This window comes from Chthoniobacterales bacterium (genome assembly GCA_035274845.1).
Classification (GTDB): Bacteria; Verrucomicrobiota; Verrucomicrobiia; order Chthoniobacterales; family UBA10450; genus AV80.
Genome location: DATENU010000024.1, coordinates 163831 through 185453 on the forward strand (window position 1 = coordinate 163831; position 21623 = coordinate 185453).

A 21623-nucleotide genomic window follows, 5' to 3' on the forward strand; every position below is an offset into this window, starting at 1 on the left:
GAGGCTTCTCCTTAGCTTTTGCTCTGCGAAACTACTTCGTTCAGCTTGAAGATCGGCAGGAACATCGCGATTACGATGCCGCCGACGATGACTCCGAGGAACACGATCAAAAGGGGTTCGATGAGTGAGGTGAGGGCGTCGAGCATGGCCTCGATTTCTTCGTCCCAGAAGTCGGCCATCTTTTCCAGCATGGTGTCGATTTTGCCGGTGGCCTCACCAGCCGCCACCATGCGCAACATCATGGGCGGGAAAATCGGCTTCTTGGAAAGCGCGACGGACAGATTGTCGCCTTTTTCCACGTCGTCGCTTACCCCTTTGATGCTGCTTTCAATAACGTGATTGCCGGAAGCGCCGCCCACAATGTCGAGCACTTCCAGGATGGGCACGCCGCTACGGATGAGCTGGGCAAACGTGCGGGAAAAACGCGACATGCAGATCTTGTGAATGAGCGGCCCAAAGATCGGCAACTTCAGCTTCCAGCGATCGGCAAATTTCTTCCCGCCCGATGAGCGCAGGAAAAAACGCAGGCCGAAAAAGATGCCGCCGGCGCCAAGGAGCAGATAGTACCATTCGCCCCGCATGAAATCGCTGACGTCGATAAGGAACTGCGTGGGGGCGGGCAGCTTCGAACCGAAATCCTTGAAAATTTCGCCGAAGATGGGGACGACTTTCACGATCAGGAATGTGGTAATGGCAAACGCGATACAAATAACGATGACAGGATAAGTCATCGCGGATTTCACCTTCTTGCGGAGGCGGGCGCTTGCTTCAAGGAATCCGGCCAGACGATCGAGAATTTCCGCCAGCAAACCGCCATGCTCGCCCGCCTTCACCATGCTGACGAAAAGGCGATCAAACACTCGTGGGTGTTTCGCGATCGATTCGTTGAGCGTCTCGCCACCCTGGACGCGCGTCGTCACGTCGCTGATAATATGGCGCAGGTTCCGCTGGCGTTTGGGATCGCATTGGTCGTAAAGCGCGGTCAACGCTTGGACGAGCGAAATACCGGCCTCGATCATCGTCGAAAGCTGGCGGGTGAACAGAACGAGGTCGGTTTCTTTGACCGTCCAGGTTTTCTTGCGGGTCTTGCTGGCGATGGCCTTCTGCTGGAGAGAGAGGACCATCAGTCCCCGGCTCATCAGGCTGGTTACAGCATTGTCCTCATTGAGGGCGTCTTGTATGCCGGAAACGATCTTTCCAGACATATCACGGGCTTGGTAGGAGAATGTGATCATGTTATGGTAATTATATTCCGTATAGCATCTATGGTGCCACTACTTCGCTCCCCTCCCCAAACGGTTCTTGAGGGGGCGCTTCCCAAGAGGAATGCTCTCCCATGGTCTGCGCCGCCGAACTCGAGCCCGTCACCCCAGACATCTTCCTTTGGCGGGCCTACGATTCCTCCATAAAGACCGAGCTGTTTTCGACCGGTCTGGAAACCCCTTCCGGGACTTATCTGATTGACCCGATCCCCCTGGCCGCGGAGGCCATGGATTCGCTGACCAAAACAGCTGGCGTCATCGTTACGAACGAAAACCACCTCCGGTCAGCTAAAGCCTTCGCGGACCAGTTTCAGGTTCCCATTCACTCAGCTGCCAGTGCGGCGGCGTTCCCCCCGAATTTGACCGCCGTTCGCATCGAGGGTGCGGCGCCCGGGGAAATAGCGGTTCATTCAACGGCTGGTGGCGGCGTCATGGTTATCGGCGATGCCCTGATAAACTTCGATCCCTACGGGTTCACCTTTCTGCCCTCCAAGTATTGCTCGAACTCCAAACTCATGCGCAAATCCCTGGCCCAATTGCTGGATTATCCCTTTGAGCGGATGCTTTTCGCCCACGGCACTCCCCTTCAATCGCGTCCGCATGAAAGATTGAAAGCGCTGTTAAAGGGCGAGCACTGATAGCCGATGGAGCCGCCTACGGAAAGTTCGGTCGCGCGTTTCCTGCGCCTCATTCGGTTCTCGCACACCATTTTTGCGCTCCCCTTCGCTCTCGGCGCCCTGTTCGTGGCGGCAAATGGCCGCCCAAGCCTCCGGATCCTGGGCCTCGTTCTTCTCTGCATGGTCTTTGCCCGGACCGCGGCCATGCTCTTCAATCGCCTAAGTGACTGGGCGCTCGATCAGAAAAATCCGCGGACGGCTCAGCGTCATCTTCTGATAACCAAGCCGACGGCCTGGGCGCTCCTGGCGATCACTAGTGCCGGATTTCTCCTCGCGAGCGCCGCCATCAACCGCACGACGGCTTTACTTTCCCCCGTTGCGCTTGCCATCGTCCTCTTCTATTCGGTCACGAAACGTTTCACGGGCCTGACGCATTTCTTTCTTGGGCTCGCCCTTGCGGTTGCGCCGGCCGGCGCTTGGATCGCTCAGACCGGCACCCTGGCCCTGCCGCCGTTGGTCCTCGGTGCCGGCGTCGTCTGCTGGGTGGCGGGCTTCGATTTGATCTACGCCACCCAGGACGTCGACTTCGACCGGCGCGAAGGTCTGCGTTCTCTGGTTGTCCAGCTCGGCGTGGCCGCGAGCCTGCGCCTGGCGCAATGGCTCCATTTGTTGATGTTCGCCGCGCTCGTTGGCTTTGGTTTCGCGGCCAAACTCGGGATCATTTACTTCGCCGCCATGCCGCTCATCGCAGGCGCTCTCGTCTACGAACACCATAGTGCGCGAACGCTCAACCTGGCCGGAATAAACCGCGCCTTCTTCCAGAGCAACGCTTTCGTGAGCGTCGTCTTTGTGGCTGCGGTGGCAGCCGATCGCTGCCTCTGATTAGCCCTCGAGCTGGGCGATCCGCTGGGTGTGCCGGCCGCCTTCAAAATCGGTCGTCAGCCAGACCCGGACAATCGCCAGAGCCGTTTCCTCCGGAATGACGCGCTCCCCCATCGAGAGCACGTTCGCGTCGTTATGCTGGCGGGATAATTTTGCCGTCTGCTCGTTCCAGCAAAGCGCACAACGCACACCGCGCACTTTGTTCGCCGCCATCGCCTCGCCGTTGCCCGATCCTCCGAAAACGATCGCACGATCGCACTCCCCCTTCACCACCGACTCCGCGGCCGGCCGAATGAAGCGCGGGTAATCTACCGGCTCCTCGCTGAACGTCCCAAAATCCTTCACCTCGTGGCCGAGTTCCCCGAGCAACGCCTTCACTTTTTCTTTGTAATGGTAACCGGCGTGGTCCGTCCCGAGAGCAATCTTCATGGGCTGCGTTCTAATCCCGCGAGTGCGCGTCTGTCGAGTGAAAGCGTCCTAGCCGGCGTCGGGCAATTCCGCGAGCTGCTTCCAAATCTCGCGCTCACGGTCGCTCAACTTCTTTGGGACTTGAATCTGCGTTTCGACAAACAAGTCGCCGCGCGTTCCCGCCGCGGTCGGCATACCGTGGCCGCGCAAACGAAAACGCTGACCACTCTGCGTTCCCGCCGGAATTTTCAGGCGCACCTGACCCTCCAGGGTTGGCACCTGCAGTTCGCCGCCGAGCGCTGCCTGCCAGGCCGGTAATTTCACGTCGTGGATCAGGTCGTTTCCTTCGACAGCAAAATCCGGATGGCGCGCCAGGCGCACGCGCAAAAAAAGGTCGCCGCTCTTGCCGCCACCGGCGCCCGCTTCCCCCTGGCCGGCGAGACGGATCCGCTGACCTTCGTGCACACCCTTCGGAATCTTGACCTGGTAACTTTCGACCTTGCTGGAATTGCCCCGCCGCAGCGAGATCGGGCGCTTCGAACCATGAAGCGCTTCCTCGAGCGTGACCATGATATCCGCCTCTACGTCGCTCCCCCGTTCGGCTGCGCGCTGCCGCTGACCGAAGGGGTTGCCTCCGAATCCCGCCTGACGTCCGCCCCCACCGAAGAACGCTTCGAAGAAATCGCTGAACCCGGTGCCGCCGAATTCGAAATCGATCCCGCCGCCGTCGCCCGGCGAATAACGGCGGAATCCACCACCGGGTTGCGAGCCCCACCCCGGCGGCGGCTGGAACCCGCCCGGCTGGTTCCAGTTGGCGCCTAGTTCATCATATTTCTTCCGCTTCTCCGGATCGCCAAGGACCTCGTAGGCTTCGTTAATCTGTTTGAATTTCTCTTCCGCCGCCTTCTTGTCCTTGGCGACATCAGGATGATGCTGACGCGCCAGCTTTCGAAACGCTTTCTTGATTTCGTCTTCGCTTGCCGTCTTGGAAACGCCCAGGGTCTCGTAATAATCTCGGAATTGGACTGCCATTGCTTTCGGGAAAGTTCAGCGAGGCGTGCTTCTTATCAAGGAGCGTCCGTTTACCAACCGCCGTTTTTCCTTTGTAGCCGTCGGCGGTTTGTAAACCGCCGCTATTTGTTATCTTCCTTCATGCGTGAATTGGGCCGAATGCTGGCGATCTTTGGCGGCGTCATGATGCTCGTCGGCATCGCGCTTTGGGCGGGAGTTGGCGCGGGCTGGCTCGGACGTTTACCCGGTGACATCCGCATCGAACGCGGCCACACCGCTTTCTACTTCCCCATCGTCACCTGCATCATTATCAGCATCGTCGTGACCGTGCTGTTGGCGATCTTCCGCCGCTAATTCAATGCCCCGCGCGTCGCGCCAACAGCAAGCGCTCAACGCCCACGTCGCGCGATTGCGGCAATGCCGGCGCTGCCCACGCATGGTGCCGCCGCCCGTCTCTGGCGGGGCGGTTCTCAGCAAAGTCATGCTGATTGGTCAGGCGCCGGGCGTTAAAGAGCCGGTGCTCGGCAGACCGTTCGCGTGGACCGCCGGCCGCACGTTGTTCGGCTGGTTCCAGCAATTCTGCGGGATGAATGAAGAAGAAGTACGCCAGAAAATTTACTTCGCCGCGGTCTGTCGCTGTTTCCCCGGAAAAACGGCGGCAGGCGGCGACCGGGTTCCGGCGCCGGACGAAATCCGAAACTGTTCCACCTGGATGAACGACGAACTCGATCTCCTCCGGCCGCATCTCGTCATTCCCGTCGGCAAACTCGCGATCACGCAGTTCCTCCCCTTTGAAAGACTGGACGAGGTCGTCGGCCGCAGCTTTGCCATCCGCGACAAGCGCCGCGCCTTCGATCTAATTCCCTTACCGCATCCGTCTGGCGCTTCGCCCTGGCACCGCATCCCGCCCGGCCTTGGCCTCCTCGGCAAAGCCATGCGCCGGATCGCCCGTCATCCCTCGATGCAAAATCTCCGGCGATGATGCGGGCTCCCCAATTCGGCGTTGGACGTTGGGCGTTGGTCGTTGGACGTTTTCCCCTTTCATGACCGCCAAAGTCCTCACCCGCGCTGATCTGCCCGACTCCGACAAATGGGACCTCACCCATCTCTTCGTTAACGCCGACAAATGGGCGGAGGATTTCGCCTGGCTCCAGCGGACTTTTCCAAAGATCGCCGATTGGAAAGGCCGTCTTGGAAATTCGGCCAGCAGCCTTGCCCAATGCCTCGAGTTCGAGAAATCGCTCGACCTGAAAATCGAGCGCCTCTTCCATTACGCGTCGCTCCAGCTCTCCGAGGACAGCGCGAATCCCGATTACCTCGCGCGCATGGGGCAAATGCAAAATCTCCTGACCCAAATCGGTGAGGCCGCTTCGTTCCTGAGCCCGGAAATCCAGGCGATCCCCGATGACATGTTCGCGCAGTTCCTGGAGGATCCGGCGTTGGTCGAGTGGAAAATCGCGCTCAAGAAAATCCGTCGGATGAAGCCGCACGTTTTATCCGAACCTGAGGAGCGTTTGCTGGCGCTCGGGAGCGCCGCGCTCGATGGCTACGACGAAACCTTCTCCCAGCTGACGGACGTCGACATGAAGTTCGGCGTGCTGGTCGACGACAAGGGTGAAGAAAAACCGCTCACCCAAAGCTCGTTCAGTTCGTTTCTCGTCAAACGTGATCACGACCTGCGAAAGCGCGCGTTCCACCAGTTCTACGACGAATTCCAGGACCACCAGTTCACGCTCGCCGCCGCGCTGGCCTATTCCGTGAAAGCGGATGTCTTTCGCGCCCGCGCCCGGAATTATTCGTCAGCTCTCGAAGCATCGTTGTTCCGCGACGACATTCCGGCCGCGGTTTATGACGGCCTTATCTCGGCGGTCCGCGGCAACGTCGCGCCCCTCTTTCGCTACTATGAGCTGCGGCGGCGCGTCCTCGGGCTCAACGAGCTGCACCAGTACGACACCTACGTTCCCCTGGTCCCCGAAATCGAATCACGGATTTCTTTCGACGAAGCCACCGAAACGATCCTGCGCGCCTTCTCGCCCTTAGGCGGAGAATACACCGCCGTTTTGGCCGAAGGACTCCGCGGCCGCTGGTGCGATCGCTACGAAACAAAGGGTAAACGCAGCGGCGCTTTTTCTTCCGGCAGCTTCGGTGCGCCGCCCTACATTCTGATGAATTACAAAAGCGACGTCTTCTCCGACGTCTACACGCTGGCTCACGAGGCCGGGCATTCCATGCACACCTGGTTCTCGCAGCGATCGCAGCGGTATCAGGATTACAATTACCCGATCTTCCTCGCCGAAGTCGCCTCGACCTTTAACGAAGAGCTTCTCACCCATCACCTCCTGGAGGAGACGCAGGACAAGAAGATGCGGGCCTATATCATCAACCGCCAGATCGACGACATCCGCGGTACCCTGTTCCGCCAGACCATGTTCGCCGAGTTCGAGAAAATCATTCACGCCCTCGAAGAACGGGGCGACGCCCTCACCCTCGACGTTTTCAAACACGAGTACCACGCCTTGCTCCGGGCCTACTTCGGCTCCGGAGTCGTCCTCGACCCGCAGCTCGACCTCGAATGCCTGCGGATCCCGCACTTCTACCACGCATTTTATGTTTACAAATACGCCACCGGAATTTCCGCTGCCGTCGCGCTTTCCGAGCGTGTCCTGACGAAACAACCGGGCGCGGTCGACGCTTATCTGAATTTCCTGAAATCTGGCGGCTCGAAGTTCCCGCTCGAGACATTGCGCGACGCCGGCGTCGATATGGCGACCCCGGGACCGATTGAGAGCACGCTTCGCCTCTTCGAGCGGCGACTGGCCGAACTGGAAACGCTTCTGTAGCAGCGTTCTACGACCGCAGACGTCCCTCGTTCCGCTTGCGGCCGTTCATCGAAGGCCGTTACGACCGAAACCCCCTCTGGCAAGCGATTTGCTAAATAGGGAACCGTGCAGTTCGAATGGCAGTTGCAGGCCGCCTGCGGCTACGCAGAGCTGGGCATGACACGCGAGTCGCTTGCCGAACTCGATGCGATCGACCGGCGTTTTCAAAATCGCCCTGAAGTCCTCCAGCTGCGGCTTCATCACCTGATGCGGCGGAAAAAATGGGCCCTGGCCCTTCGCGTCAGCCAGAAACTTTGCCGCGCCGCGCCCGACGCCGGGGCGGGATTCCTCCATGCCGGCTTTTGTCTCCATCAGCTGGGCAAAACGGCTGAAGCGAAGAATCTCCTGATCAGAGGTCCGGTGGCGCTGCTCAAGGAGCCGATCTATTACTACAACATGGGGTGCTACGAAGCCCTCCTCGGCAACGTGCGCGACGCCGAGGCGAATCTGCAGATTAGTTTCAAGATGGACAGCTCCTTCCGGGACCTCGCGAAAAAGGATCCCGACCTGAAATCCCTTCACGCGGTGATCTGAAACAAGGAGGGGCGCTTTCCAAACCGCCCTCTTTTCGGCGGTTTGAAACCGCCGCTCTTCAAAGCGTCATGCGATTCTGCGCGCCACTTCGCTTTCCCAAAGGATAAATTCGTTCGATCTTAGATTCGCTCTTTTGGGATTCCGCCGGATGTACCGGACGCAGTTCGCGAAATGCTTTTCATCGCGAACCAAACGATCGAAGTAATCGCGTTGCCAGAAAGCCCCAGATCGGCCGAGGAGTTTGTTCACCTCACGCGCCGTAAACCCTTTCCAACTCCGAATCAGCTTTTCGAGGGGCCACTCAGAATTCTGAACGAACAAAGCATGCGCGTGGTTCGGCATGACCGCGAATGAAACCATGACAACGCGCTCGCCTTCAAAATGCCGCAACGTCTCGGCAACGATTTCTGCACAGTCATTACGTCGCAATAGACAGGCGCCGTGGCCTTCATCGAGCCATCGCTCAAGCGCGCCGGAAAAACGGCGGTGATGTTCCAGTTCTGTTTCAGCACTCCACGGCACAGGATGGAGACGAAGCCATGCTTCACGTTCATCCTGCCATTGACCGAGAACGTTTGAAGGAATCGAATCTGCCAGGCGGAAGGTGACGAAATAGGTCGCACCACTCTGCTGCCAATGCGGCAACCGACTTTCCGTGTGCCGGATGTCCGCGTGGGGATTAAAGAAGCGCAGTTCGTTCATCTGGGGGGAAGAACGGCCGGATCGTAGATGATTGGCGGCGGGTTGTGAAGCCCGAAAGAAACGGCGGTGGAAGCGCCGAAAGCGTGGGCGGTTTGGAAAGCGCCCCTCCTTGGTTTACGCTCGACGGTGGAACTGGAACGCATCGCGCAGTTGTTCCAAGAGAACTTCACGCGCTTCGGCGAGTTGGGCGCGGCCGTTTCTATCTGGCAACACGGAAAACCCCTCCTGGAATTGCACGGTGGCTTTCGCCAATCGAAACGCGAACAACCTTGGACCGCCGACACGCTCGTTCTCTTCTGGTCCGCCACGAAGGGACTCGGGAGCGCGTGTCTGCTGCACGTTTTGCAAGAACGCGGGATCAGCCTCGAACGAACGGTCGCCGAATTCTGGCCGGAATTTGCGCAGTCCGGAAAAGATCAGGTGACCCTCGGAGAACTACTCTCACACCAGGCCGGGCTGAGCGCGCTCGACGAGCAGACCGACATTCTCGATTACGCCGCGGTGATCGCTGCGCTCGAGAAACAAAAGCCGCTCTGGCCGCCGGGAACGGCGCACGGTTACCACGCTCGCACTTTCGGATTTCTGGTCGATGAATGCGTTCGCCGAATTACCGGCAAACGAATCTCTGAATACTGGCGAGAAATCTTCGCCAAACCGCTTGGACTCGACATCTGGATCGGCCTGCCCGAAACGCAGCTGCCTCGGACCGCGACCATTTATGCGGCCAAGGCCGGCGGCGAGCAAAGCCCGCCGGAGTTCTATCGCGAGCTGGCGACGCCCGGGACGCTGGTGAAGAAGACGTTCACCTCGCCCGCCGGCTTGCATTCCATTGCAGCAATGAATACGAGGGAAAATCGCGCCCTTCAGATTGTCTCCTTCAGCGGAATTGGAAGCGCCTCAGCGCTCGCGAAATTCTACGCGATGCTCGCCAACGACGGCGAAATGGAAGGCCGCCGCTATTTCAAGACTGAGACGATCACCCAAATGACGACGCCCCTCGCCGCCGGCATCGATTGCATTCTCCAAATTCCAACCGCGTTCTCCGCCGGGTTCATGAAGGACGCGGCGGGATCTCCGAAAAAAATCTTCGGTCCGTCGTCGTCGGCTTTCGGCCATCCCGGCGCCGGCGGCAGCAACGCCTTCGCCGATCCGGAGAACGGCATCGCGTTCGCCTACGTCATGAACCAGATGGAACAATCCCTCCTGCCTAACGAAAAGTCGTTGCGGCTGATCGACGCGACCTACGCGTAACGAACTATTCGCCCATCGCTGTGACGACAATTTTCCGGTGATGCGGCGCGCGACGATGCTCAAAGAGGAAGATACCCTGCCAGGTTCCAAGCTGTAGTTTGCCGTCGAGAATCGGGATGACCTCGCTCGTCCGGGTGAGCGCCATCCGGATGTGCGAAGTGCTGTCATCGGGACCTTCGTCATCGTGCTCATAATCGGCGTTCTCCGGGACCAGGCGCTCGAAGAATTTTTCCAGATCGCGTCGCGCGGCGGGAGCGGCGTTCTCCATGATAACAAGACTGCAACTTGTGTGGCGGACGAAAACGGTCGCGGTCCCGTTAGCGATCCCACTTTGTCTCACGATCTTTGCCACTAGGTCGGTGACCTCGTAAGTCCCCTTCCCTTTGGTCCGGACTTCGAGCGTTTCGCTGTGCACAGCCATCGCCGCATCCTAACGCGCGCCGGCCCCGTCGCAATGCTCGGAAGTTTTGACTTCGCAGCAAACCACGGACGCGGGATAGTCGGGAGGCCGATGCAAGCTGACCTCGAGCGCATCCTTTACGACGAAGCAACGATCCATCGCCGGCTCAATGAACTGGCGGCGCGCATCACGGCTGATTATCGCGATCGCGAGCTTACCGTTGTCGCGATCCTCAACGGCAGCCTGATCCTGACGGCGGATTTGCTCCGGCGGCTCCCGCTCCCGTTGAAACTCGATTGCGTGAGCGTGGCGAGCTACCACGGCGGGACGAAAAGCGCGGGTGAGTTGATGTTCCGCCAGGTCCCGTTCCCCGATATTGCCGGGCGTCACGTCCTTATCCTGGACGACATCCTCGACAGCGGCGTGACCCTGGCGACGATCCGCGAGAAGCTCGATGCGGCCGGCCCGCTCAGCATTCGAATCTGCGTGTTGCTCGCGAAAAAACGGACGAGGGTACGGGCGGTGGAACCGGATTACGTCGGGTTTGAGATTGCGGACGAATTCGTTGTCGGTTACGGGCTCGATTACATGGAACGCTACCGCAATCTGCCGTGCATCGGCGTGCTCCGGAAGGAATTGATCGGCGCAGGCGCCAACGGGAAATGAAGGTGCGGGTTCAGTTTTTCTCGCGGTTGCGCGATTTGGCCGGGACGGCCGCGATCGAGCTGGATGTCCCGGAGCGAACGACTGCCGCCGAATTGTTGGAGATGGTTTATGCCAGATCCCCGGCGTTGCGCAATTGGGACAAGAGCATTCTCGTGGCAAGCGGCGTCGAGTTCGTCGAGCGCGACTATGTTGTGCAACCAAATGACGAAATATCGATTATGCCGCCGGTTCAGGGCGGCTGAGCCTGAAAGCTTCAAGGAGCGGCGGTTTGAAACCGCCGGACGAAGAAGGGCGGTTTGGAAAGCGCCCCTCCTTGGTCCCTCAATCCCGGAAGTTCTTGAAGTTCGTGGCCACGCCGAAATCGCGGCCGCGGACGAACGCAATCACCGCCTGGAGATCGTCCCTCTTCTTCCCCGTCACGCGAATCTGCCGGTCCTGGAGTTGGCTTTGGACCTTGAAGTTTTGGGCTTTGATCGCCTGGATGATCTCCTTGGCCTTGTCTCCTTCGAGGCCCTGCTGAATTTTCAATTCCTGCCGGGCATGCCCCAGCGGTGAAATCGCTGGCTCAACCTGCTCGACATTTCGCAGATCGACGCCGCGCTTGCTCAGTTTCCCAACGACGATCTCGCGCAGGCCGCGCAAACGGGACGCGTCCTCGGCCGTGAGGGTGATCTTTTCCTTCTCCACCAGGATTTCGGCCGTTGTTCCCTTGAAATCGAACCGGGTCGCCAGTTCCTTGCGGGCTTGGTTGACCGCATTATCCATTTCCTGCGCGTCTACTTCTGAAACAATGTCGAACGAAGGCATCGGGTGATTTTCAATTTGCGATTTTCGATTTTCGATTGGTTCCGAGCCCGGAGTCAAGCTCGCGTGCTCGTTCTGGGGGTCGCTCTCGCCGTTGTTGTCGGTTTACCGGGGTGTCGTCGCGCGGGATCGAAGGAAGAAAGGGCCCTGCGCGCTGAGTTGAACAAGGCGCTTGCGGAAAAATCGTATGGACATGCGGTGGAGCTGGCGCGGCGCCACCTGAAATTGCGGCCGCAGGACAACGGCACCTGGGATCGGCTGGTGAGAGCGCAATTTGGGCTGAACGACCTCCCCGCCGTGAGCCAGAGCCTGGATGATTGGCGGAACTCGGTGTCCCAGCCTTCGCCGAAGCTCGACGAATACGCCGGGGATTACGCGGCCGCGAAAAAGGATGCTCCGTGGGCCGTGGCTGCCTGGAGAAAAGTGACCGCCGCCGATCCAAAGAACATCCGGGTTTGGGAAAAAATCGCGCGCCTCGAAAAGACGCAGAGACGTTGGGAGCAGGAAAACGATGCCTGGACCGCTTACCTCCGTGTCCAGGACAACGCGATGGCGCGCGTCAATCGAGCGCTGTGCCGGCGCCAACTCCATCGCTGGCCGGAGGCTTTTGAGGACTTGGCGCGAGCGCAGGCCCTTGCGCCCACTGACCCGGAGGTCCAGCACGGCGGCAAATTGCTCCAGCAAACGGAAAAATTCCTGACCGAAATTCGTGAGCTCGATTCAGCCCTCGCGGTGTCGCCCAACGATGCCGGGTTGCTCGCAGACCGGGCGCTGCTGTTCCTGCGCTGCCAGGATTACGAGCTCGCCTTGGAAGATGCGGAGGCCGCCGGCAATCACGGACCTTGGGCGGTAAGGCCGAAGTTGTTTTATGCCCTCGCCCTGATTGCTCTCGGCCGTTCGGATGAATGCGAGAAACTCGCCGTCCATCCACTCGTCCGCCTCGAGACGCTCACCCCGGAATTTCTCGAAACCATGGGCCGGCTCGATTCGGAGATCTCGGTGGAGCCGAACAATGCGGAGCTCCATGTCTCGCGGGCCTGGCAACTGAATGAAATTGGGCAACCCGCGCTCGCCTTGCAGGACGCGGAAACGGCGGCGCGCCTAGACCCAAAGGCCGCCGGCGCCTGCGCGGAAGCGAGCTATGCGTTGACGAAGCTCGGGCGGACAACGGAAGCGATCGAGCAAATCAGGCGAGCCACGGAACTCGACCCGAGTTTGTCAACGGCATGGCAATATCGCGGCGAGCTGGAAATGGCGCGCGGCGAAACCCTTTCCGCCATCGAATCGTTCACCCACGCGATCGAGGCCAACCAGACGGTGACCGCCCTGCAAAAGCGCGAACAATGTTATCGCCGGCTCGGATTGCTCGTGAAAGCGGAGCAGGATCGCAAGGCGAGGGAGGAGATGGCTCGCGCGGCCAAATAACTAGTAAGGCATTTTGTCGATCCGGATATTGCCGCCGCGTGCTTCCAGGGAAATGACCGCCTGTGCATCAGATCCAATGACCTCCGCCACAGAGTGAACGACGTCCCCCGGGCTCGTTTTGCTCGTGCCAAAGCCATTGGCGATCTTTCCTTCGGGGGCAGTCGCGCTCAGGTTGATGGACGCGTCGCTTGGAAAAATCGCGCGAAGGCCTCCATGAGTATTGAGCGCCTTGATTGCAAACTCGTGGTTTTCCCACCAATCGTAGGCCACATCGAGTCGTCCGGTTTCGACCGAGAGATCGAGATTGCCGAAGCAATTGTGACCGATCATCCAGCCGTTCACGAGGTGGGCTTTTGCGCTGCCGCCATTCCGCAGTCCTTCCACGAGGACTTCGCCGTTGGTCAGCTCGAGTTGGGTGATCTTCGCTGTTTGCGGCACGACGATGATGTAATCCACCGTGCCGGAACGATCGCTCAGGACATTTTTCCGGGGCGGAAAACTCGTAGTAATGGCGACGCTTTTCCGGCTCGCCTTCGTATCCACGACGATTCCCTGGAGCCGTTCCGTGTTATACGCCTTCTTGATCGCCTGGACGATAACGGCCGGCCGATCGGCCGCGTAGACCCGAATCGATCCATCGGTGTTCTGAATGCTCAGAGTCACGTCCGCATCGACGTCGAACTTCTGGTCGGTGATTTCTTCGAGCGGCTCAACGGCAAAGGCCGGCGTGACGCATATGGCACACAGGACCAATGAATAAAATCTGCCGCTACTCATATCGCAACGCCACCATTGGATCGACTTTCATGGCGCGACGCGCGGGAATGTAACTGGCGAGGGCCGCGGCGGCGATGAGCAGGCCGATTACGCTGCCGTAGGTCACGACGTCTGTCGTCTGGACGCCGTAAAGCATTGTGCTGAGCAATCGAGTAAGCGCGACCGACGCCAGGGTACCGACGACGACGCCGGCGAGCACAAGCGCGAAACTTTGCCGGAAAATCATGCGCAACATATCGAAGCGCTGGGCCCCGAGTGCCATTCGAATTCCGATCTCCGTCGTGCGTTGCGCTGTGATGTAAGCCATCACGCCGTAGAGCCCCACCATCGCAAGCAGCAGCGCTGCGCCCGCAAATTCACCCACCATCACCATGCCGAAACGCCGGTTGTCCAGCGAAGACGAGATAAGCTGTTCCAGCGTCTCGAACTTGATCGGCATTTCGGGATTCGCCGACTGCGCTTCACGGCGCAACGCGCTGATCAACGACCTCGCGTCACTCTGCGCGCGCACGACGTACGAAAAGTCGGAGGCCGAACCCCGCTGGAAGTAGTTTACGTAAACGGTCGGCTGCGGATCTGCCTCGAGCGTCTGGTCGCGCACATCTCCCACCACCCCGACGATATTCAGCAAATGCAGATCGCCATCCATGTTCCCGAACTGGATCTGCTTTCCGAGCGGATCCGTGTTCGAGAAATATCGCTTCGCGAGCGATTCGCTGATCACGGCGACGTGCGGACTGTCCGGCCCGTCGCTTTCCTGGAAAGTGCGTCCACGCAACAGCGGAATGTGCATGGTGGTGAAATAGCCGCCGCTGGCGACGCGATGCTGGGCGTCGCCGATCCGATCCGTCCCCATCAGTGCGGTCATCTTCTTTCCAAACTCCTCCATCGAACCGACGGTCACGCCGCCCTCCTCGATCAGGAAGCGGCCGTTGGCGCCATTGCCGCTCATTGGCAAAACATCGGTGCCGCCGACACTGGTCACACCGGGGATGCTTTCGACCCGGGCGAGTAATTGCTGGTAGGCCTGTGCGAGCCGCCGTCTGTCCGCCAAATCCTCCGGGTCAGGCATCGAGACGGTCATTGCCACGGCGCTTTGGGTGACGAACCCCGGATTGATCGCGAGCAGTTGCTGGAAACTGCGGGCGAGCAAACCCGCGCCGACAAGCAACATCATGGTAAGCGCGACCTGGCCCACGATGAGTCCGTTGCGGATCCGGCGATTCGCGCGGCTCGCCGATTGCCCGCGACCGGCATCCTGCAAATCGTTTTGCAGCCGATTTCGGGAGGCGTGCGCGGCGGGCACAAGTCCAAGCACGATCCCGAGGACGATGGCCACGCCGGTCGACAACAGAAGCACGTTCGGGTTGAGGCCAATCTTTCCCACCTGGGGGAGACTTCCGTGATACAAGCCCACGATCAGATCGACACCCCAGGCCGAGAAAATCGCGCCAAGGGCCGCGCCGAATATTGTGAGGAGAAGCGCCTCGATGATGAATTGGCGCGCCAGTCGTCCGCTTGACGCGCCGAGAGCAGCGCGCAACGCAATTTCCTTTCGGCGGACGGTTGCCCGGACGAGCAACAGGTTACCCACGTTCGAACCGGCGATGAGCAACAATACGCCCACCGCACCGCACAAAACGTAAAGGACGCGACGCACGTCCTGCACGCTTCGCTCCCGCAAGGGCAGCGCTGCGAAGCTGGCCGCATCGATCTCGCGGCCGTATTCCTGTTTCAATTGCTGACCGATCGTCGCGATGTCGCCACGGGCCTGCTCGAGCGTGACGCCCGCCTTCACCCGCGCCGCGACCTTCCAATTGTGACCGCTTCGCGAAGTGTTTGGTGGAAGCGTTTCCGCCGGATACCAGAGATCGGCGCTGGAAGGAAATTCAAGCTCCGCCGGCACAACGCCGATAACCGCGAAACTGCGATTGGCGAAGCGCAAATTTATCCCATCAAGACTCGCCGGCGCACCGAGCTGACTTTTCCAAAATGAGTAGCTAACAACCGCGACGTTCTCCGGCTTATTGCCCGAGAAGAAACGACCCATCATCGGCTGGATGCCGAGCACGCGAAAGAAATCCGCAGAGACCAGGGCCGTGTTTGCCCGGATGGCGTCTCGACCGCCCGCCACCGGTTGGGTCCAGACCGAATAGCGCGCGCTCGCTTCGAAACTGTGATTGCGCCCCGCGAGATCGTTATAGTTCGCTTCGCAAACCGGCATACCTCTGCCGCGTTCGTCGAGCTCGCGAACCTCGACCAAACGCTCGGGGTTCGGATACGGCGCCGGCCGAAGGAGAACTGCATCGACCACGCTGAAGATCGCTGTGGCCGCGCCCATCCCGAGCGCGAGCGTGATGATGGCGATTAAGGTAAACGCCGGCGATTTTACCAGGGAACGAAATGCGTATTTCAGGTCTGGAATCATAAGATGAATGGCGAAAGCGCTACTCGTAGCGCAACGCGACCATCGGATCGACTTTCATGGCCCGGCGCGCGGGGACGTAACTGGCCAGCATGGCTGCGGCGCCAAGCAAAAGGATCACGGCTGCATAAATCGAGACGTCGTTTGCGCCGACGCCGTAGAGCAACGTCGCCATCACTCGGGTTGCGGCGAGCGCCACCACAAAGCCGACCACGATTCCAATGATCACCAATGTCATGCTTTGCCGCAGCACCATCCCGAGCATTTGCGCTTTCTGGGCGCCGAGCGCCATCCGGATCCCGATCTCGCGGGTCCGCTGGGTGACGCTGTAGGCAATCACGCCGTAGATCCCGATCGCCGCGAGCACCATCGCGACGCCGGCGAACACCGCGAGCAGCAGCATGTTGAATTTTGGCTGGGCAAGATGCCGGTCAACGAATGCGGTCATCGGCTCGAGCGTCGGCACGTAGGTGTCCTTGTCCACTTCATGAATCGCGCGTTTCACGTCGCCGTTGAGGCCGACGAGATTCGTCGAGCTGACGCGCAGGACGATGTCGAGGCTGCGCCCCGGGTCCTGCGCGAACGGGATATACATTTCGGGCCCCTGCGGCTCCGCGAGCGAATCATGCCGGGTATTGGCAACTACCCCGATCACTTCGCGCGTGTCGACCTTGTTTTGCGCCTGATCGACCATTACCTGCTGACCGATTGGGTTCTTTCCGGGGAAATGTTTTTGGGCAAACGCTTCGTTGATCATGATCACCAAAGGCGAATCCTTGGTGTCCGCGCGAGTAAAGTCGCGCCCCTGGAGGACGGGGATCTTCATTGTCTTGAAATAATCCGGCTTCGCCAGCAGGTAACTCGCACCCGGATGATTGCCCCGCGGCAACGGCGCCGCCCCGCTGGGCATGAACGACTGGGAGCGCTGATTGTCGCCGAGCGGGATCGGATTCACGCCGCCCGCTGCTTCGACGCCAGGAACGGCCCCGATCTTCTCCATGATCAGGTCGTAAGTCCGGATTTGCTGGTCGACCTCGGGATAACGAATCTTCGGCAAAGTGATCGACAACGTCAGGACTCGGACGGGATCGAAACCTGGATTGGTCGCGCGGAGATTGAGGAAGCTCTTAATCAAGAGGCCGGCGCCGGCGAGCAAAAGCAGCGAAAGCGAAACCTGCGAGACAACGAGAAAAGCGCGGAGACGATTGGTATGCAGTCCACCGGTCGAGCCTTTCGCGCCCTGCTGGAGCGATTCATTGACCGCGGGCCGCGATACCTGGAGCGCGGGAATGAGACCGAAGAGCAGCGTGCTTCCAATCGCCAGGGCGAAAGTGAACGCGGCGACCGTCGTGTTGACCTTGATCTCGCCAAGGTGCGGCAAGCCCTGCGGACCAGCGGCCCCGAGCAGATCGACTCCCCACCACGCGAGAAGCAAACCGGCAGCGCCACCGAGGACCGCAAGCAACAGGCTTTCGCAAAGCAATTGCCGGACGACCAACACGCGACTCGCGCCGAGCGCGGTGCGGATCGCGATCTCGCGACTGCGCGAGGCGGCTCGCGCCAGAAGAAGATTCGCGACGTTGGCGCACGCGATGAGCAAGACCAGCGCAACCGCGCCCAAAAGAACGAGCAAGGCCGGACGAACGTCGCCCACGACATCGGTGTGCAGTTTCACCACCGACGTTCCGATGAAGTTCAGGTTTGTATCCGGATATTGCTTCGAAAGGCGGCTCGCGATCGCAGTCGTTTCCGCTTCCGCTGTCTGAATGCTCACCCCCGGCTTCAGCCGGCCCACCACCGTCAGAAAATGAGAGCCGCGATTGGTCAGGAATTGCTGTCCGAGATATTCGAGCGGCAAGGCATAATCGATGTGTTCGTCCTCGACCGGGAATTTCCAGCCCGGAGGCATCACGCCGACGACCGTATGCGGACGCGCCGAGATCGTGACCTTCTGACCGATAATCTTCGAATCGCCGCCGAACGCGCTTTTCCAAAGCGGATAAGTCAGGACCACGACCCGGTCCGCTTCATTTTTCGCGTCTTCCCTGGTGAACCCGCGGCCGAGCATCGGCTGGACACCCAGGACATCGAACACTTCTGGCGTAATCGCGAGGCCTTCCAGCGCCTTGGCGTCTTCGACGAGCGATAAGGTTCCGCCAGTGCGCGTGTAGGTCGCCATCGCCGCGAAGCTCTGGCTTTGATCGCGCAGGTCCGCGTAATCCGGGAACGAGTGAACATTGCCGCGGACTTTGCCCTTGTCGTTCGCATAGCGGCCCCAAACGTTGACGATCTCGTCCGGGTTCTTGAACGGCAACGGCCGGAGCATGACGGTGTCGATCACGCTGAAGATCGCGCTGTTCGCGCCGATCCCGAGCGCGAGGGTGAGAATGGCGATGATGGCGAAGACCGGTGCTTTGATCAGCATCCGGAAGGCGTATTTTAGGTCGGTTAGCATGGAGTTTTTGTCGGTTGGCGGGGCCGGAAATTGTCAGACGATGAAGCCGTCTCGGAGTTGGATGATGCGATTGCCGTAGGCGGCGTTCACATCGGAGTGGGTCACCTGGATGATCGTCGTCCCCTGCTCGTTCAGGCTCTTGAACATCTCCATGATTTCCTTCCCCTGGTCCGAGTGCAGGTTGCCGGTCGGCTCGTCCGCCAGGATGAGCTTCGGGTTTGCGATCATGGCGCGGGCGATGCTGACGAGCTGTTGCTGGCCGCCCGAGAGCTGGCGCGGATAGAGGTCCTTCTTTCCGACGATGTGAAACTTGTCGAGCGTATCGCAGACGATCGAATCCCGTCCGGATTTGCTGACGTGTCGATACGACAGCGGGATGTCGAGATTCTCGTAAACGGTCAGGTCGTCGAGAAGATGGTAAGCCTGGAAAACAAAGCCGATCTTTTCGTTCCGGAGCGTGGCGCGCTCCTTCGGCTTCAGGCTGTGGACCCCGACGTCGTCGAAGAAATACTCGCCGCTCCAGGCGTGGTCGTGCATGCCGAGGACGTGAAGCAACGACGATTTCCCGGCGCCGGACGGTCCCATGATGGAGACGAAGTCGCCTTCGTTCACCTCCAGGTTGATGTCGCGGAGGACGTAAAAGAACTTCCCTTTCGCGAGCGGATAAAAGCGCTCGAGGTGTTTGAGTGTGATCATTGACATAAGTTTCTTAGCTTTGCGCCAGGGCGATTTTCGGGTCCAGGCGCGCGGCGCGCCGCGCTGGGAGGTAACAAGCAACCAGCGCCACGAAAAGGAGCAACAAGGGAATTGCGGCGAAGGTCAGCGGATCGGTCGCGGCCACGCCAAAGAGAAGGTTCGCAATGAGCCGGCTAAGGGCGAAGGCGCCAGCGATACCGACCACAACACCAATCACGGTCAGAATCATGCCTTGCCGGATTACGAGCCCAAGCACGTCGGACTTTTGCGCGCCGAGCGCCATGCGGATTCCGATTTCCTGGGTTCGTTGCGTCACCGAGTAGGCCATCACACCGTAAATGCCAAGGGCCGCCAAAAGCAGGGCCGCGGCGGCGAAAACGGCGAAGAGCTGCATCGACACGCGACGCGTGCCTAACGAGTTCGCGACTACGTCATCCAGCGTCCGGACATTGTAAACCGGCTGGTCCTTGTCCAGCGCCTGGACTTCGCGGCGCAGCGTGGTGGCGAACGCCGCCGGATCGCCTGCCGTGCGAATGACCATCCCCATGAAATTCCATTGCGAGTCCTGAGCGTGCGGCACATAGATTTGCGCACCGCCTTCCCCGGTGAAAGAACCCGTCTTCGTATCGCCGACCACGCCGACAATTTCGCGCATGAATTTTTCGTCGTGCCAGATGGAAAGGCGCTTGCCGATCGCCTCCGCCGGTGAACCGAAATGATGTTTTGCGATGGTTTCATTGATGATGACCACCTTCGGCCCGTCAGCATTGTCGCGCAGTTCAAAGGTGCGTCCGGCCAGCAACGGAATTTGCAGGGCGCGAAAATAATCCCCCGTGATGGTGGAAAACATCGCGTCCCTGTTTTCGTCCACCGTGAGCGGCCGGCCTTCCGGAATAAACCCGCGTCCAATCATGTAACCGCTTGCGTTCAGCGGAAGATTGACGCTACCCCCCACTGCTTGCACGCCCGGCGCCGCCTCCAGCCGCTCTTTTAACTGCCGGAAGAACTCCACGAACTGTTGATCTTTGTACTTCGCACCGGGCAACGCCAGGTTGGCGATGAGGACATTGTGCGCATTAAAGCCCGGCCGTATTTCCTGGAGACGAAGGAAGCTCTTGATAAGCAATCCCGCGCCGACCAGCAGCATGAGCGAGAGGGCCACCTCACCGATCAAGAGCAGGCTGCGCGCGCTCGTCCGGCGATGTCCTTCGCCGCTGCGCCCGCCTTCTTTCAGCGAGCTGGTAACGTCGAGCTTCGAGGCCTGGAGGGCCGGGGCGATGCCGAAGAGAATTCCAGTCACTGCAGAGACGCCCAGCGCGAAAGTTAGGACGCGATAATCGATCCCGATCTGGTCAAGCCGCGGTGCGCCTTCGGGCAACATCGACATCAGCACCTGGGTTAGCCACATGCTGAGGAGAAGTCCGGCCATCCCGCCGATGATCGAAAGCAGCAAACTTTCCGTCAGCATCTGCCGGAGAACGCGCGAGCGGCTCGCGCCCATCGCGGCCCGGATCGCAATTTCCTTTTGCCGCGCGGCACTTCGCGCCAGAAGCAGATTGGCGACGTTCGCGCAGGCAATGAGGAGAACCAGACCGACGGCGCCGAGGAGAGCGAGGAGAGACGGCTTTACTTCTCGAACGAGCCTTTCGTGCAAAGTCGAAACAGAAACATCCCAGCCTTTGTTCGACTCGTGAAATTGCTTGTCGAGCTGCGCGTTGATCGCGCTCAGACGAGTTTGCGTTTTCTGCACGTCGATCCCGGGATTCAGACGCGCGATGGCGGACCACGAGCGGTTATCGCGCGGTTCTTCCGAAAGATTGACCGCGCTTGTCACCCAGATTTGCGTTTGCTCCGGATATTCAAACCCCGGCGGCATCACACCAAGAACGGTGATGGGCCTCGAGCTGATTTGGACCTGCTTTCCGACGATGGCCGGATCGGATCCAAAGCGGCGCTTCCACAGACCATGGCTGATGATCGCGGTGGTTATTGTCCCTGGCTTGTCGTCCTCAGGAAGGAACGCTCGCCCGAGAAAAGGCTGAACCCCGAGGACGTTGAAGAACCCGGTCGTCACTCCAGCGCGTGGCACGCGTTCCGGCTCCGCTCCATCGGCGCCGAGGTTGGCGCTAGCGGTCCAGTAGGCGGCCGTGCTCGCAAAAAGATCGGTTTGTTTTGACCAATCGGTAAAGTCGAGAAACGAGATGTTGCTGTCGGTAATGCCCGCGGTGGGATTTTTGCCTTCGAAGTAGACGATGCGCTCGGCGTCCGGAAACTGAAGCGGACGGAGAAGAACGCCGTTCACCAGACTGAAAATGGCGGTATTCGCGCCGATGCCGAGACCAAGCGCAAGAATGGCGACGATGGTAAAGCCTTTGTTCTTGAGAAGGAGACGAAGGCCGTAACGAATATCCTGGATGAGTGTGTTCATG

General features: G+C 59.8%; 21 protein-coding genes. 10 read left to right on the forward strand and 11 right to left on the reverse strand.

All coding sequences use genetic code 11. The annotated features are described in order from the left end of the window. Positions 1-11: 11 nt before the first annotated feature. Positions 12-1205, reverse strand: a complete 1194-nt coding sequence (locus VJU77_18695) for a type II secretion system F family protein (protein HKP05384.1) — start codon at positions 1203-1205, stop codon at positions 12-14. Positions 1206-1336: 131 nt separating this feature from the next. Here VJU77_18695 and VJU77_18700 point away from each other — a divergent pair, with 131 nt between their 5' ends. After that, a complete protein-coding gene (locus VJU77_18700) occupies positions 1337-1900 on the forward strand; it encodes a hypothetical protein (protein HKP05385.1) in 564 nt (187 codons plus the stop codon). Between the two features lie 6 nt (positions 1901-1906). After that, positions 1907-2761 (forward strand): UbiA-like polyprenyltransferase, encoded by an 855-nt coding sequence (locus VJU77_18705; protein ID HKP05386.1) that lies wholly within the window; start codon positions 1907-1909, stop codon positions 2759-2761. On the opposite strand, the gene rpiB is transcribed toward VJU77_18705, so the two are convergent. Together rpiB and VJU77_18715 are read right to left on the reverse strand one after the other, a co-directional pair. Beyond that, positions 2762-3190, reverse strand: coding sequence for a ribose 5-phosphate isomerase B (gene rpiB / locus VJU77_18710; protein ID HKP05387.1), 429 nt, complete (start codon positions 3188-3190; stop codon positions 2762-2764). A 48-nt stretch (positions 3191-3238) separates the two neighbouring features. Then, entirely contained in the window at positions 3239-4201 is a 963-nt protein-coding gene (locus VJU77_18715; protein HKP05388.1) for a J domain-containing protein, read from the reverse strand. Between the two features lie 120 nt (positions 4202-4321). On the opposite strand from VJU77_18715, the gene VJU77_18720 reads away from it, so the two are divergent. The 4 genes from VJU77_18720 (at position 4322) to VJU77_18735 (ending at position 7593) form a co-directional block, all read left to right on the forward strand. Next, complete coding sequence (locus VJU77_18720; GenBank protein ID HKP05389.1) at positions 4322-4534, forward strand: DUF2905 domain-containing protein; 213 nt, start codon at positions 4322-4324, stop codon at positions 4532-4534. Positions 4535-4538: 4 nt separating this feature from the next. After that, positions 4539-5162 carry a uracil-DNA glycosylase family protein gene (locus VJU77_18725; protein ID HKP05390.1) on the forward strand — a complete coding sequence of 208 codons (624 nt, stop codon included), beginning with the start codon at positions 4539-4541 and terminating at the stop codon, positions 5160-5162. Positions 5163-5223: 61 nt separating this feature from the next. Next, a complete protein-coding gene (pepF, locus tag VJU77_18730) occupies positions 5224-7020 on the forward strand; it encodes an oligoendopeptidase F (protein ID HKP05391.1) in 1797 nt (598 codons plus the stop codon). A 105-nt stretch (positions 7021-7125) separates the two neighbouring features. Next, complete coding sequence (locus VJU77_18735; protein HKP05392.1) at positions 7126-7593, forward strand: hypothetical protein; 468 nt, start codon at positions 7126-7128, stop codon at positions 7591-7593. A gap of 66 nt (positions 7594-7659) precedes the next feature. Here the strand turns inward: VJU77_18735 and VJU77_18740 are convergent, their stop codons facing one another. Beyond that, positions 7660-8295: a transposase gene (locus tag VJU77_18740; GenBank protein ID HKP05393.1), complete on the reverse strand. Its 636-nt coding sequence runs from the start codon at positions 8293-8295 to the stop codon at positions 7660-7662. 66 nt (positions 8296-8361) lie between these two features. On the opposite strand from VJU77_18740, the gene VJU77_18745 reads away from it, so the two are divergent. Continuing rightward, positions 8362-9546 carry a serine hydrolase domain-containing protein gene (locus VJU77_18745; protein ID HKP05394.1) on the forward strand — a complete coding sequence of 395 codons (1185 nt, stop codon included), beginning with the start codon at positions 8362-8364 and terminating at the stop codon, positions 9544-9546. A 4-nt stretch (positions 9547-9550) separates the two neighbouring features. Here the strand turns inward: VJU77_18745 and VJU77_18750 are convergent, their stop codons facing one another. Then, positions 9551-9967, reverse strand: coding sequence for a secondary thiamine-phosphate synthase enzyme YjbQ (locus VJU77_18750; GenBank protein HKP05395.1), 417 nt, complete (start codon positions 9965-9967; stop codon positions 9551-9553). 90 nt (positions 9968-10057) lie between these two features. Between VJU77_18750 and hpt the strand changes: the two genes are divergently transcribed. Both hpt and VJU77_18760 read left to right on the forward strand, forming a co-directional pair. Then, positions 10058-10612: a hypoxanthine phosphoribosyltransferase gene (hpt, locus tag VJU77_18755; protein ID HKP05396.1), complete on the forward strand. Its 555-nt coding sequence runs from the start codon at positions 10058-10060 to the stop codon at positions 10610-10612. Beyond that, positions 10609-10854 carry a MoaD/ThiS family protein gene (locus tag VJU77_18760; GenBank protein ID HKP05397.1) on the forward strand — a complete coding sequence of 82 codons (246 nt, stop codon included), beginning with the start codon at positions 10609-10611 and terminating at the stop codon, positions 10852-10854. Before hpt ends, VJU77_18760 begins: the two co-directional genes overlap by 4 nt. Before the next feature lie 79 nt (positions 10855-10933). Here the strand turns inward: VJU77_18760 and VJU77_18765 are convergent, their stop codons facing one another. Next, the gene (locus VJU77_18765) at positions 10934-11419 is read right to left on the reverse strand and encodes a YajQ family cyclic di-GMP-binding protein (GenBank protein ID HKP05398.1); all 486 of its coding nucleotides are present in this window, start codon (positions 11417-11419) and stop codon (positions 10934-10936) included. Positions 11420-11575: 156 nt separating this feature from the next. Here VJU77_18765 and VJU77_18770 point away from each other — a divergent pair, with 156 nt between their 5' ends. Then, positions 11576-12841 carry a tetratricopeptide repeat protein gene (locus VJU77_18770; GenBank protein ID HKP05399.1) on the forward strand — a complete coding sequence of 422 codons (1266 nt, stop codon included), beginning with the start codon at positions 11576-11578 and terminating at the stop codon, positions 12839-12841. On the opposite strand, the gene VJU77_18775 is transcribed toward VJU77_18770, so the two are convergent. Genes VJU77_18775 through VJU77_18795 form a run of 5 tightly spaced genes read right to left on the reverse strand, consistent with a single transcriptional unit; the run spans position 12842 to position 21622 of the window. Beyond that, positions 12842-13618, reverse strand: coding sequence for a hypothetical protein (locus VJU77_18775; GenBank protein HKP05400.1), 777 nt, complete (start codon positions 13616-13618; stop codon positions 12842-12844). It lies immediately after the preceding gene. Next, positions 13611-16046 (reverse strand): ABC transporter permease, encoded by a 2436-nt coding sequence (locus VJU77_18780; protein HKP05401.1) that lies wholly within the window; start codon positions 16044-16046, stop codon positions 13611-13613. The genes VJU77_18775 and VJU77_18780 overlap by 8 nt, the downstream gene beginning before the upstream one ends. A gap of 19 nt (positions 16047-16065) precedes the next feature. Continuing rightward, positions 16066-18498 carry an ABC transporter permease gene (locus tag VJU77_18785; GenBank protein ID HKP05402.1) on the reverse strand — a complete coding sequence of 811 codons (2433 nt, stop codon included), beginning with the start codon at positions 18496-18498 and terminating at the stop codon, positions 16066-16068. A 33-nt stretch (positions 18499-18531) separates the two neighbouring features. Then, positions 18532-19194, reverse strand: a complete 663-nt coding sequence (locus VJU77_18790; GenBank protein HKP05403.1) for an ABC transporter ATP-binding protein — start codon at positions 19192-19194, stop codon at positions 18532-18534. A gap of 13 nt (positions 19195-19207) precedes the next feature. Next, positions 19208-21622, reverse strand: coding sequence for an ABC transporter permease (locus VJU77_18795; protein ID HKP05404.1), 2415 nt, complete (start codon positions 21620-21622; stop codon positions 19208-19210). Position 21623: the final 1 nt, after the last annotated feature.

Excerpts from the sequence above, each read along its gene's own strand:
- hpt (HKP05396.1), top strand. The coding sequence starts at position 10,058 with ATGCAAGCTGACCTCGAGCGCATCCTTTACGACGAAGCAACGATCCAT.
- VJU77_18720 (HKP05389.1), top strand. The coding sequence starts at position 4,322 with ATGCGTGAATTGGGCCGAATGCTGGCGATCTTTGGCGGCGTCATGATG.
- VJU77_18760 (HKP05397.1), top strand. The coding sequence starts at position 10,609 with ATGAAGGTGCGGGTTCAGTTTTTCTCGCGGTTGCGCGATTTGGCCGGG.
- VJU77_18795 (HKP05404.1), bottom strand. The coding sequence starts at position 21,622 with ATGAACACACTCATCCAGGATATTCGTTACGGCCTTCGTCTCCTTCTC.
- VJU77_18750 (HKP05395.1), bottom strand. The coding sequence starts at position 9,967 with ATGGCTGTGCACAGCGAAACGCTCGAAGTCCGGACCAAAGGGAAGGGG.
- rpiB (HKP05387.1), bottom strand. The coding sequence starts at position 3,190 with ATGAAGATTGCTCTCGGGACGGACCACGCCGGTTACCATTACAAAGAA.
- VJU77_18765 (HKP05398.1), bottom strand. The coding sequence starts at position 11,419 with ATGCCTTCGTTCGACATTGTTTCAGAAGTAGACGCGCAGGAAATGGAT.
- VJU77_18715 (HKP05388.1), bottom strand. The coding sequence starts at position 4,201 with ATGGCAGTCCAATTCCGAGATTATTACGAGACCCTGGGCGTTTCCAAG.
- VJU77_18785 (HKP05402.1), bottom strand. The coding sequence starts at position 18,498 with ATGCTAACCGACCTAAAATACGCCTTCCGGATGCTGATCAAAGCACCG.
- VJU77_18705 (HKP05386.1), top strand. The coding sequence starts at position 1,907 with ATGGAGCCGCCTACGGAAAGTTCGGTCGCGCGTTTCCTGCGCCTCATT.
- VJU77_18695 (HKP05384.1), bottom strand. The coding sequence starts at position 1,205 with ATGTCTGGAAAGATCGTTTCCGGCATACAAGACGCCCTCAATGAGGAC.
- VJU77_18790 (HKP05403.1), bottom strand. The coding sequence starts at position 19,194 with ATGATCACACTCAAACACCTCGAGCGCTTTTATCCGCTCGCGAAAGGG.
- pepF (HKP05391.1), top strand. The coding sequence starts at position 5,224 with ATGACCGCCAAAGTCCTCACCCGCGCTGATCTGCCCGACTCCGACAAA.
- VJU77_18700 (HKP05385.1), top strand. The coding sequence starts at position 1,337 with ATGGTCTGCGCCGCCGAACTCGAGCCCGTCACCCCAGACATCTTCCTT.
- VJU77_18740 (HKP05393.1), bottom strand. The coding sequence starts at position 8,295 with ATGAACGAACTGCGCTTCTTTAATCCCCACGCGGACATCCGGCACACG.
- VJU77_18725 (HKP05390.1), top strand. The coding sequence starts at position 4,539 with ATGCCCCGCGCGTCGCGCCAACAGCAAGCGCTCAACGCCCACGTCGCG.
- VJU77_18775 (HKP05400.1), bottom strand. The coding sequence starts at position 13,618 with ATGAGTAGCGGCAGATTTTATTCATTGGTCCTGTGTGCCATATGCGTC.
- VJU77_18780 (HKP05401.1), bottom strand. The coding sequence starts at position 16,046 with ATGATTCCAGACCTGAAATACGCATTTCGTTCCCTGGTAAAATCGCCG.